This is a genomic window from Cryptosporangium sp. NPDC051539 (assembly GCF_044454545.1).
In the GTDB taxonomy this organism is placed as follows: Bacteria; Actinomycetota; Actinomycetes; order Mycobacteriales; family Cryptosporangiaceae; genus Cryptosporangium.
Window position 1 is genome coordinate 1 of record NZ_JBITDV010000003.1, and the last position, 11755, is coordinate 11755.

An 11755-nucleotide genomic window follows, 5' to 3' on the forward strand; every position below is an offset into this window, starting at 1 on the left:
GGGGCGGTGCTTAGCGGTGTGCACCCCGCCCCGCGGGCCCCCCGCCCCTCCTGGGGGCATCTTTCGCGCCCCCGGGGGGGGGGGGGGGGCGGGCGCCCCCCCCCCCCCGACCTGCGAGGAACTCCGCCCCCTACACCTCCGCCGCGTTCACCTCACCCACCCCACCGCCCGGCCGGCTCCCAGGAGCCGACACGGCCGACGGAACCCCCTCCGACACGGCCGACGGAATCACCGCCGACACGGCCGACGGGACCTCCGCCGGCGCCGCCGAGGGATCCACCGCGGGCGCGGCCGACGGATCCACCGCCGGGGTGATCCGCAACCCACGCAGACGCGTCGCCGCCACCACCGCCGCGATCACCATCACCACGGCCGCCGCCACCCCGGCCGCGTGCAGCCCGTCGGTGAACGAGTCCCGGGCCACCCGCAGCACCGCGTCTCCGACGTCACCCGGCAACTGCGCCGCCACCGCCGTGGCCCCGCCCAGCGTCTCCCGGACCTCCGACAACGCCGCCGACGGCACGCCCTCCGGAGCCCCGGCCGAGACACCGTGCCGGTAGATCGCGCTCCCGAGGCTCCCCAGCAACGCCATCCCGAGCGCCCCGCCGAGCTCCGATCCCGACTCCAGCAACGCCGACGCCGACCCGGCCCGCTCCGGCGGTGCGACGCCCAGCGCCACCTCGGTGACCACCGACATCACGGTCACCAGCCCGACCGCGTACGTGGTGGCCGCGGCCAGCACGATCCACAGCCCGCGGCCGGGACTCACCTGCGTCGTCAGCAGGAACCCGATCGCCGCGATCGTGAACCCGCCCGCCATCAGATACGCCCGGTCGACGACCCGGGCCAGCGCATTCGCCAGCGGCGCCGCCCCACCGACCAGAATCGACGGCGCCACGCTCCACAGTGCCGCCCGCAGCGGGCTCAGTCCGAGTACCGACTGCAGGTACTGGGTGGCGAACAGCGCGAACCCGACTACCCCGAACATCGCGACGACGTTCAGCGCCACCGCGCCGCCGAACGCCCGCCGCCGGAACAGCGCGATGTCGATGATCGGGTCCGAACGCCGCAGCTGCCGCCGGACGAACACCGCACCGACGACGAGCCCCGCCACCACCGAGACCACCGGCCACACCACCGACCCCGACGCCCCGCCGCCGATCTGGGCCAGTTCCTTCACGCCCCAGATGACCGGCAGCACGGTCGCCAGCGACAGGAAGCCCGACGCCCAGTCGAACCGCCCGACGCCCGGGTGGCGGAACTCGGGCACCAGAACCGGGGCCAGCACCAGCAGAGCGACCATGAACGGCAGGTTGATCAGGAACACCGAGCCCCACCAGAAATGCTCGAGCAGCACCCCGGACAGCACCGGCCCGAGCGCGATCCCGCCGGCCGTGGCGCCGGTCCAGATACCGATCGCCGTGCCCCGCTGACGCTCGTCGTGGAACATGTTCCGGATCAGCGCGAGCGTCGAAGGCATCAGCGTCGCGCCGGCGACCCCGAGAATCGCCCGCGCCGCGATCAGCAGCTCGGCGCTGGGCGCGTAGGCCGCCAGCACGGACGCGAGGCTGAACCCGACGGCGCCCATCAGCAGCAGCCGGCGCCGCCCGATCCGGTCGCCGATCGCCCCCATCGGGATCAGCAGGCCGGCCAGGACGAAGCCGTAGACGTCGAAGATCCAGAGTTGCTGCGTACTGGTCGGCTCGAGCTCGACGCTCAAGAACGGCACCGCGAAGTAGAGAACCGAGACATCCATCGAGACGAACAGCAGCGGCAGGAGGAGTACGGCCAGGCCGATCCACTCCTTCCGGCCCGCGCGGACGGTGTACTCACCAGACATGATGCGCTCCTCGGAAGGGCAGGTAGTGCGGCCCGTGTACGTCGTACGCGCCGCTCACCGGAATTGAAGCGCACCCCGGACGCCGTACACAAGAGGGTATATTCGCTGCTGGAAGCGCACTACCGCCCGCTAGTGCACTAGCGCACCCGGCCCCGCCGAGGTCAGGGCCGCCCGCCCCCGCCTGGCCGGTACCGGCGCCCTGTGGTGCACTAGTACAGAAATTCTCGGAAGGAACGGTGACGATGAGCGAGACGCCCTCGGCCCGGATCATCGGCGAGCTACGCCGTCGCATCGAGAGCGGCGATCTGCGGCCCGGCGACCGGCTGCCGTCGACCCGGCAGATCACCAGTCAGTGGGGCGTCGCGATGGCCACCGCGACCAAGGTGCTCACCGCACTCCGTCACGCCGGTCTCGTCGACGCGGTGCCCGGCGTCGGCACGGTCGTCCGCCCCGGCCCCGGCCCCGGCCCCGGCCCCGGCTCCGGCTCCGGCTCCGGCTCCGGCTCCGGCAAGGAACTACCGCCCCCCGGCCCGGCCTCCGGCTTCACCCCACCCCGCGACCACCCAACCCACGGTCACCCAACCCACGGTCACCCCGACCCCGACCCCCTCCACCCCGCCCACGGGCTGGAACCGGTGCTCGGGCTCCCCGACCCGCCCCGCCGTCGCCGCCGGCCCACCGACGAACCCCTGACCCGCGAACGCGTCATCGCCGCGGCCCTCGCGATCGCCGACGCCGACGGCATGGCCGAGCTCTCGATGCGCCGCGTCGCCGCCGACCTCGGCGTCGCCACGATGGCGCTCTACCGGTACGTCCCGAGCAAGGAAGACCTGGTCATCCACATGCTCGACGCGGTCTTCGGCGAGGTCTCGATGATCCCCGACCCGGAGCCGGCCGGCTGGCGCGCCAAGCTGGAGTCGGTGGCCCGCAAACAGTGGGACGTCTACCGGCAGCACCGCTGGATGGCCGGAGCGCTCTCGTTCTCGCGCCCGCAGCTCGTGCCGCGCGGGATGGTGCACACCGAGTACGCGATGGCCGCGATGAACGACACCGGGCTCGCGCCCGCCCAACTCCTGCACGTGGCCGTCTGCCTGTTCAACCACGTCCGGAGCGTCGCGCTCGTCCACGACGAGGAACTACGCAACCAGCAAGACACCGGGATGGACGCCGGCGAGTGGATGGACGGCCAGGACGACTACTTCGTGCAGGTCCTGGCCACCGGCCAGTTCCCGATGATGGCCGCGGTCAGCTCGATTCCCGACGACGCCTTCTCGATCGAGTCGATGTTCGAGTTCGGCCTGGCCCGCTATCTCGACGGCGTCGAGGTGCTGATCAGCGGCTGAGCCAGGCCGCCGGGTCGTCCAGGACCCGGTCGAGCACCGACCAGGCCGCCCCCAGGGCCGCGGCGTCCGTGCCGAGCACCGACGCCTGCACGACCGGCCGCGACACCGCCGCGCCGACCAGGCGGCGCGAGAGCTGCGCCTCGATCGGCCCGACCAGCCACGGCGCCAGCTCCGCGTGCGCGCCGCCGAGTACCACGGCGTCGAGGTCCAGCAGGTTGAGGGCCGCCGCGAGCGCCAGCCCGAGCGCCTCTCCGGCGTCCGCGAGCGCCGCCAGCATCGCCGGCTCCCCCGCCGCCGCCCGCGCCGCGATCGCCCGAACCCCCGACCCGCCACCCCCAGACCCACCGCGCCCAGACCCGCCGACCCCAGACCCACCGACCCCAGACCCACCGCGCCCCGGCCGGCCGCCTCCAGGCCGCCCGGACTCCTCCGCGCCCACCCCCGCCGCTCGGGAAATCGCCCGCAGGCCCGCGTACTGCTCCAGGCAGCCGTCGCTGCCGCAGGCGCACGGCCGGCCGCCCGGACGGACCGTCACGTGCCCGAGCTCGCCGCTCCAGCCGTGGCGTCCGCGGTAGAGCTGCCCGTCGAGCACCAGCCCCGCCCCGATGCCGACCTCCCCCGAGACCTGCAAGAACGACCTCGGGGCCGCGGCGCCGAGGGCCCGTTGTTCGGCGCGCGCCGCGAGCGTCGCCTCGTTCTCCACCACGATGGGGACGCTCCGCAGCGAGCCGAGACGCGCCAGCGCCTCGAGCGGCCCGGCGCTGTCGAGGTTCGGCGTGACCAGCAGCGCACCGGTCGAGGGGTCGACCAGCCCGGGCACGGCCAGCGCGGCCCCGGACAGCGTCAGCCCGAGCGCGGCGGCCTCGGCCGCCGCCTCGCTCGACAACGCCGCCAGCACCGCACCCCGCCCCTCGGCCCCGGCCACCAGCCCGCCCCCACTCGCCGGCCCGCCACCGGCCACCAGCCCCGCCTCGGCCGCCGGCCCGGACCCGCCCTCCGGCCCGGCCCCGGCGACCGCTGCGCTCCAGGCCTCGGCTGCCGGGGAGCCCCCACCTTCGAGCCCGCCCTCCAGACCCAGCACCCGGCGCACCCGCACCGTGCCGGTCAGGTCCACGACGCAGACCGAAAGATGGTCGACGTTTAACTCGATGCCGAGGCCGGCCGGCCCCTCGCCGTCCAGCACCAGCCCGGTCGAAGGCCGCCCCACGCCGGTCCGGGTCGGCACCCCGGTCTCCCGCAGCAGACGCCCTACGGCCAGCGCATCCACCAGCCCCGACACCGCCGCCCGGGTCAGCCCGGTGGCCGTGGCCACGTCGGCCCGCGACAGCGGCACCCCGGCCGATGCGACCGCTCTGAGCACCAGCGCCAAATTATGAGCCCGCACCGACCCGGTTCGAGCAGGACGTCCGGCGGTACCCAGCCGCATAGCGTAATCCTCGAACAAGGGACGTTGCACCGCCCGCACCTCTCCCGAAATCGGCCGTAGGCCGATATGTTAACGGCCTGAACTAATCACCAACCGCACGGAGGTACAACCCATGGCAGCGCAGCCGACCCCCGCCGACCACTTCACGTTCGGGCTCTGGACCATCGGTTGGCAGGCCCGCGACCCGTTCGGTGACGAGACCCGCGCCCCGGTCGACCCGGTCGAGTCCGTGCACAAGCTGGCCGAGCTCGGCGCCTACGGCGTCACGTTCCACGACAACGACCTGATCCCGTTCGAGGCCGACGAGGACGCCCGCGCGAAGCACATCAGCCGCTTCAAGGACGCGCTGAAGGAAACCGGCCTCCAGGTGCCGATGGCCACCACGAACCTGTTCACCCACCCGGTGTTCAAGGACGGCGCGTTCACCAGCAACGACCGCGGGGTGCGCCGGTTCGCGCTGCGCAAGACGATGCGCCAGATCGACCTGGCCGCCGAACTGGGCGCGCACACGTTCGTCTGCTGGGGCGGTCGTGAGGGCTCCGAGACGAACGCGGCGAAGGACGTGCACGCCGCGCTCTCCCGCTACGCCGAGGCGATCGACACGCTCGTCCAGTACTCGCTCGACCAGGGCTACGACCTCAAGTTCGCGATCGAGCCCAAGCCGAACGAGCCCCGGGGCGACATCCTGCTCCCGACGGTCGGTCACGCGCTCGGGTTCATCTCGATGCTCCAGCACGCCGATCGTGTCGGGCTGAACCCCGAGGTCGGCCACGAGCAGATGTCGAACCTCAACTTCGTCGACGCGATCAGCCAGGCGCTCTGGCAGGGCAAGCTGTTCCACATCGACTTGAACGGCCAGCACGGTCCGAAGTTCGACCAGGACCTGGTTTTCGGTCACGGTGACCTGATCAGCGCGTTCTTCCTGGTCGACCTGCTCGAGCACGGCCCGTTCGGTGGCGGCCCCACCTACGACGGCCCGCGCCACTTCGACTACAAGCCCTTCCGCAACGAGGACATGACCGGCGTCTGGAACTCGGCCGCCGCCAACATGCGCACGTATCTGCTGCTCAAGGAGCGCGCTCAGGCCTTCCGCGCCGACCCCGAGGTGCAGGCCGCGCTCGCCGAGCACGGCGTCACCGGGCTCGCGCAGCCCACCCTCAACGAGGGCGAGTCGATCACCGACCTGCTCGCCGACCGCTCCGCGTTCGAAGACTTCGACGTCGCCGCGGCCGCGGCGAAGGGCTCCGGCGCCATCCGCCTGGACCAGCTCGCCATCGAACACCTTCTGCACGCACGCTGAGTACGCCTGCCGGGCGGGCGCCGGTTCCTTCCGGATCCGGCGCCGGTCCCGGCGGCCGAAACGTCCCGCCGGTCCGTGCGTGGCGCCCCGCCCACCCTCCGGCGGGCGGGGGTGTGCAGGGCGCAGATGCACAGCAGGCAGACTGGTCCCGTGAGCGCTCAGCTGAACCCGGACCGGTCGGAGTGGGACGTCATCGTGGTCGGCGGCGGCCCGCCCGGTGAGGTCGTCGCGCAGTACGCCACCCAGTTCTCCGGCCTCGACGCCGTGATCGTCGAACAGGAACTTCTCGGCGGTGAGTGCTCGTTCTGGGCCTGCATGCCGTCGAAGGGGCTGCTCCGGCCGGTCGAGCTCGTCGCCAATTCGGCCGACCTGGCCGGTGTCACCGGCGCCCGCGTCGACGTCGACGCGGTCCTGGCCCGCCGGGACAAGATCGTCAACCACCACGACGACACCTCCCAGATCACCTGGGCCACCGGGGCCGGTATCGACGTGATCCGCGGCCGCGGACGCCTGGCCGGCCCGAAGACGGTGACCGTCGACGGGCGGACGCTGACGGCCCGCCACGCCGTCGTGCTCGCCACCGGGACAAGGGCGAACGTCCCGCCGATCGACGGTCTGCGCGAGGCCCGCCCGTGGACGTCCCGCGACGCCACGAACCTGCACGTCGTTCCGCACCGGGTCGTGATCGTCGGTGGCGGGGTCGTCTCCTGCGAGGCCGCCACCTGGCTCCGCGGCCTCGGTGCCGACGAGGTGACGATCGTCGAGGGTTCCGAGCGCCTGCTCTCGAAGAACGAGCCGTTCGCCGGCGACCTGGTGGCCGAGGCGTTCACCGCATCCGGCGTGACCGTGAAGACCCGGACCCGCGTCACCGCCGTCTCCCGGCCGGAGGTCAACGACGCCGGTGAGGGGCTGATCCACGGCGGCGAGGTCACGGTCACGCTCTCCGACGGTTCGGTCCTGCGGGCGGACGAGATCCTGGTCGCCGCCGGCCGCACCCCGAACAGCGACGACCTGGGCCTGCCGAGCGTCGGCCTCGAGCCGCACGGCTTCGTCGCCGTGGACGAGTACCTCACCGTGCCCGGGTTCGACTGGCTGTACGTGGTCGGCGACCTCAACGGCAAAGCGCTGCTCACGCACATGGGCAAGTACCAGGCCCGGATCGCCGGTGACGTGATCGCCGCCCGGGCCGCCGGAGACCCGCCGCCGCAGCGGGACCGCGCCGTCGTGCCCCAGGTGACGTTCACCGACCCCGAGGTCGGCTCGGCCGGTCTCACCGAGGCCCAGGCCCGCGACGCCGGGCTCGACGTCGGGGTCGCCGAGTACGACATGGCCGCGCTGGCCGGTACGTACCTGGTGCGCGACGACTACCGCGGCCGGGCGAAGCTGGTCCTCGACGGCGACGTCCTGGTCGGCGCCACGTTCGTCGGCACCGGCATCGCCGAACTCGTGCACTCGGCCACGGTCGCGATCCAGGGCCGCATTCCGCTGGCCGACCTCTGGCACGCGGTGCCGAGCTACCCGACCGTCAGCGAAGTGTGGCTCCGGCTCCTGGAGACGATTGATTCGCAACGGAGGGGGAAGTAAGGGTTACGATTCAGACATTCCGGTAACTCGTCTACGGGAGTACCTATGCGGTTCCTCGGTCGGCTCAGCCAGCTGCCACCTCGTCTTGCGACGGGCGCGTACATCCTGAACTCCGGCCTGTCGAAACGGAACGCCGACGACGAGGCCGCGGCCGGCATGCACGGGATGGCGGCGGGCACCTACCCGTTCCTGGCCGGGATCGAGCCGCGGCAGTTCGCGAAGTACCTCTCGACCGCCGAGATCGCGCTGGGCGCCGCACTGCTGGTGCCGATCGTTCCGGCCGCGGTGGCCGGGGCCGGGCTCGCCGCGTTCGCCGGTGGTCTGCTCGGGCTGTACCTGAAGACGCCCGGGCTGCGCGAGGAAGGCAGCTTGCGCCCGACCCAGGCCGGGACGCCGATCGCGAAGGACGTCTGGATGTTCGGGATCGGCGCCGGCCTGGTGCTGGAGAGCCTCACCAGCCGGAAGAAGTAGACGCCCCTACTCCGGCGCGACGTGCCCACTGAACTTGTGGACGGCGGCCGGAGTCACCGGGGTGAAGAGATTGACGAGGTTGCCGTCGGGGTCGCGGACGAGCAGCGAGCGGTTGCCCCACGGCATCGTGGTGGGCGCGAGGACCACGTCGACGTCGAGTTTTTCGTGCAGGGCGTCGACGTCGTCGACCAGGAACTCGACGATCGCGGAACGGTTCGCACCGGCGGTGACCGCGCCGGGCGGCAGCATCGCGACCGTGCGCGTGCTCCCGATCGCGAGCGTGGCGCCGCCGGTGGCGATCTCGGCGAAGTCCGGGGTGGACCAGGTCGCGTCGAGGCCGGTGACCCGCTCGTAGAAGCCGACGAGCCGGGCGACGTCGGTGGTGACGACGCGGACGGAAACGAAGTTCACGAGTACCTCCGGGAAGTGGATCGGACCCCGAACGCTAGAACTCATACCGGACAGGATCCGCCCGGTTTCCGGACGCATTTCCGCCCCGGACGCAAGCCCGTGCCCTGGCAGAACCTGCCGTCTCCCGGTCTCCCGGCGCGGCAGGGTCGGTCCGTGACAGACCGCCCGGCTTCCGCGACGCTCGGGGGATGGAGACCCGAGACGCTGACGAGCTCTGCGCCCTGGACGCAACCGACCTGGCCCAGCGGCTGCACGCCCGCGAGCTCTCGGCCCGGGACGTCGTCGAAGCCCACCTCGACCGGATCGAGCGGGTCAATCCGGCGGTGAACGCGATCGTCACGCTCGATCCGGAGGGCGCCCTGGCCGCGGCCGCCGCCGCTGACGACGCGCCTCCGGCCGGCCCGCTGCACGGCCTCCCGATCGCGTTCAAGGACACCCACGACACCGCGGGTATGCGCACCACCTACGGCTCTCCGCTGCTGGCCGACAACGTCCCGACCGAGGACACGCTGGTCGTGGCGCGCATCCTGGCCGCCGGGGCGATCCGGATCGGCAAGACCAACGTCCCGGAGTTCGCCGCCGGGTCGCACACGTTCAACACGCTGTTCGGACCCACCCGCAACCCCTACGACCTCGGTCGCTCGGCCGGCGGCAGCAGCGGTGGCGCGGCCGCGGCGCTGGCGGCCCGCCTGCAGCCGATCGCCGACGGCAGCGACCTGGGCGGCTCGCTGCGCAACCCGGCCGCGTTCTGCAACGTCGTCGGGTTCCGCCCGACGCCCGGCCGCGTGCCCACCGTGCCCAGCGACAACCTCTGGGACACGCTCGGCACGTCCGGCCCGATGGCCCGCACGGTCGCCGACGTCGCACTGCTGCTCTCCGCGATCGCCGGCCCCGACCCTCGATCGCCCCTCGCGTTCGAGACACCGGGCGAGGCCTTCCGTACCGTCCCCGAGCGCGACCTCAACGGCCTGCGCGTCGCCTGGAGCCCCACGCTCGGTGGCCTGCCGATCGACCCGGCGATCGCCGCGGTGCTGGCCGCGGCACCGGTGACGTTCGAGAAAGACCTGGGCGCGACCGTCGAGGAAGCCACCCCCGACCTCTCCGAAGCCGAGTTCGCGTTCCGGACGCTGCGCGCGAACGCGTTCGACGTCGGATTCGGGGAGTCCTTCGACGAGCGCCCGGACGCGTTCAAGCCCGCGCTGGCCTGGAACATCGAGCAGGGCCGCAAGCTCAGCCGCGCCGACGTCGGCCGCGCCACCGCCGCGCTCTCGCGGGTCTTCCAGGCCGGGATCCGATTCTTCGAGACGTACGACGTCCTGATCACACCGGTCACCCAGGTCGTCCCTTTCGACGTCGACGAGGAGTACCCGCACGTCGTCGCCGGGGAACAACAGCACTCCTACCTGGACTGGATGCGGGCCGCCTACCACGTCACGACGCTCGGCGCCCCGGCGATCTCGGTTCCGGCCGGCTTCACGCCCGAGGGCCTTCCGGTCGGCCTGCAGATCGTCACCAGGCCCCGCTCCGACCTGTTCACGCTCCAGGTGGCCGCCGCGTTCGAGGCCGCCACCGGCTACGCGAGGACCGCACCGGCGCTCTAGCGTCCGTCCGGGATGGAGCCGCAGAACCGCGGCGCGGCCGGCCCCGTCCGGGAACTACGCCGTTACGCTGCGCGTTTGTCCGGACACCAGTAACTATCGCCTGACCAGCCATCCGAGGAGATGTTGTGGTCTTTCGGAAGTTGATGCACGCGTTCGGCGCCGGTGGGCCGTCCGTCGACACCGTGCTCGAACGCAGCGACTGCCGTCCCGGCGAGCTGCTCCGCGGCGAGGTGCGGTTGCGCGGAGGCGACCGCACCGTGACGATCGAGCGCATCGAGCTCGGTCTCGTCACCCGCGTGGAGTTCGAGGGCGGCGAGCACGAGCAGGCCGGTGGGGTCGAGTTCGCGCGGTTGCCGCTCTCCGGGCGGTTCGAACTGCCGGAACACGCCGACCGGGCGCTGTCGTTCCAGTTCCCGGTGCCGTGGGAGGCGCCGGTCACCGCGGTGTTCGGCCAGCCGCTGCGCGGTATGGCGGTCGGCCTCAAGACCGAGGTGGCGGTGGCCAAGGCGATCGACGCCGGAGACCTCGACCCGGTCGCGATCCACCCGCTGCCGGCGCAGGAGCTGTTCCTCGACGCGGTCGCCCGGCTCGGCTTCACGTTCCGTACCGCCGACGTCGAGTACGGACACCTGCGCGGCGTCCCGCAGCAGATGCCGTTCTACCAGGAGATCGAGTTCTTCCCGGCGCCCCAGTACGCGGGCCGGCTGAACGAGCTCGAGGTCACGTTCGTGGCCGGTCCGCAGGCGGTGGACGTCGTTCTCGAGGTCGACAAGCGCGGCGGGCTGTTCAGCGGCGGCGCCGACACGTTCCACCACCTGCGGATCGACTACGCGACCGCGGGCCAGACCGACTGGGCCGGGTACCTCGACGGGTGGCTCCAGCAGCTGCTCGCGAACGCCCACGGCTACGGCGGCGGGCACGGCGGCCACGCCGCGTACGGCCACGGCGGCTACGGGAGCCACGGCGGCCACCACGGGCACCGGCGCCACCGCGGCGGCCTGGGGATGGGCGCGGTCGCCGGCGGCGCCGCGGCCGGTTTCGTCGGCGGAATCGTCGCCGGCGAGGTCTTCGAGGAGGTCTTCGACGACGACGGAGGCGACGACGACGGCTTCTTCTAGCGACGCACGCCTCGCCTGACCGCGGTCGCCGCGGTCAGGCCGGCGGGCCCGCCAGCGCGCGTTCGATGCCGTCGAACAGCTCGTTCACCAGCGCGGATTGTTCCGCGCCCACCACGGCCGCGTCCTCGCCGGCCAGAATGCGCTGCGCCGTCACCTGGCGCATCGTCCGGAGCGCGGCCATCACCAGGGCCGCGGTCCACCGCGCCCGCATCGCGCCCGCCGAGGGCGACGCCTCGAGCAGCACGCCCGCGAGCGTGCTCTCCAGCTCCTCGACCGATTCCCGCAGCCACGCCCGCAGCGCCGGTGACGCCAGCACCGTCCGCCAGAACTGCCGGTGGTCGCCCGCCCCACCGAGCGGATGGTCCCGCCGGAGCAGGTCGAGCGCCAGGTCGCGGATCGCCTCGACCGGCGACACCCCCGCCGCCCGGCGGTCGATCGCCGAGAGCAACAGCTCCCGCGCCTCCGGCAGCCGGTCGAAGAACATGTCTTCCTTGCGCGGGAAGTAGTTGAAGACCGTCATCTTCGACACGTTCGCGGCCTCGGCGATCTCCGCGACCGTCACCGCGTCGAACCCCCGCGTCACGAACAGCAGCGTCGCCTCGTCCGAGATCCGCTGTCGCGTCTCGGCCTTTTTCCGGTCGCGCAGCCCCATGGCGCAACG

General features: G+C 72.6%; 10 protein-coding genes. 6 read left to right on the top strand and 4 right to left on the bottom strand.

Translation table 11 applies throughout. From position 1 onward, the window contains the following. Nucleotides 1-130 precede the first annotated feature (130 nt). Nucleotides 131-1840, bottom strand: coding sequence for an MFS transporter (locus ACIBZJ_RS10330; protein ID WP_395927818.1), 1710 nt, complete (start codon nucleotides 1838-1840; stop codon nucleotides 131-133). Between the two features lie 242 nt (nucleotides 1841-2082). Here ACIBZJ_RS10330 and ACIBZJ_RS10335 point away from each other — a divergent pair, with 242 nt between their 5' ends. Next, the gene (locus tag ACIBZJ_RS10335) at nucleotides 2083-3183 is read left to right on the top strand and encodes a TetR/AcrR family transcriptional regulator C-terminal domain-containing protein (protein WP_395927820.1); all 1101 of its coding nucleotides are present in this window, start codon (nucleotides 2083-2085) and stop codon (nucleotides 3181-3183) included. Here ACIBZJ_RS10335 and ACIBZJ_RS10340 read toward each other — a convergent pair. Next, nucleotides 3173-4543 carry an ROK family protein gene (locus ACIBZJ_RS10340; RefSeq protein WP_395927822.1) on the bottom strand — a complete coding sequence of 457 codons (1371 nt, stop codon included), beginning with the start codon at nucleotides 4541-4543 and terminating at the stop codon, nucleotides 3173-3175. The genes ACIBZJ_RS10335 and ACIBZJ_RS10340 overlap by 11 nt on opposite strands. 178 nt (nucleotides 4544-4721) lie before the next feature. On the opposite strand from ACIBZJ_RS10340, the gene xylA reads away from it, so the two are divergent. The 3 genes from xylA to ACIBZJ_RS10355 all read left to right on the top strand — a co-directional run bounded on the left by xylA (nucleotide 4722) and on the right by ACIBZJ_RS10355 (nucleotide 7964). Continuing rightward, nucleotides 4722-5909, top strand: coding sequence for a xylose isomerase (xylA, locus tag ACIBZJ_RS10345; RefSeq protein ID WP_395927824.1), 1188 nt, complete (start codon nucleotides 4722-4724; stop codon nucleotides 5907-5909). Nucleotides 5910-6035: 126 nt separating this feature from the next. Continuing rightward, on the top strand, nucleotides 6036-7493 hold the full coding sequence (locus ACIBZJ_RS10350; RefSeq protein ID WP_395927826.1) for a dihydrolipoyl dehydrogenase family protein: 1458 nt from the start codon (nucleotides 6036-6038) through the stop codon (nucleotides 7491-7493). Nucleotides 7494-7538: 45 nt separating this feature from the next. Beyond that, nucleotides 7539-7964: a hypothetical protein gene (locus ACIBZJ_RS10355; protein ID WP_395927828.1), complete on the top strand. Its 426-nt coding sequence runs from the start codon at nucleotides 7539-7541 to the stop codon at nucleotides 7962-7964. A gap of 6 nt (nucleotides 7965-7970) precedes the next feature. Here the strand turns inward: ACIBZJ_RS10355 and ACIBZJ_RS10360 are convergent, their stop codons facing one another. Continuing rightward, on the bottom strand, nucleotides 7971-8375 hold the full coding sequence (locus ACIBZJ_RS10360) for a VOC family protein (RefSeq protein WP_395929070.1): 405 nt from the start codon (nucleotides 8373-8375) through the stop codon (nucleotides 7971-7973). Between the two features lie 188 nt (nucleotides 8376-8563). Here ACIBZJ_RS10360 and ACIBZJ_RS10365 point away from each other — a divergent pair, with 188 nt between their 5' ends. Together ACIBZJ_RS10365 and ACIBZJ_RS10370 are read left to right on the top strand one after the other, a co-directional pair. After that, nucleotides 8564-9976 (top strand): amidase, encoded by a 1413-nt coding sequence (locus ACIBZJ_RS10365; RefSeq protein ID WP_395927830.1) that lies wholly within the window; start codon nucleotides 8564-8566, stop codon nucleotides 9974-9976. Between the two features lie 125 nt (nucleotides 9977-10101). Then, the gene (locus tag ACIBZJ_RS10370) at nucleotides 10102-11094 is read left to right on the top strand and encodes a sporulation protein (RefSeq protein WP_395927832.1); all 993 of its coding nucleotides are present in this window, start codon (nucleotides 10102-10104) and stop codon (nucleotides 11092-11094) included. Nucleotides 11095-11128: 34 nt separating this feature from the next. Here the strand turns inward: ACIBZJ_RS10370 and ACIBZJ_RS10375 are convergent, their stop codons facing one another. Further along, nucleotides 11129-11746, bottom strand: a complete 618-nt coding sequence (locus tag ACIBZJ_RS10375) for a TetR/AcrR family transcriptional regulator (protein WP_395927834.1) — start codon at nucleotides 11744-11746, stop codon at nucleotides 11129-11131. Nucleotides 11747-11755: the final 9 nt, after the last annotated feature.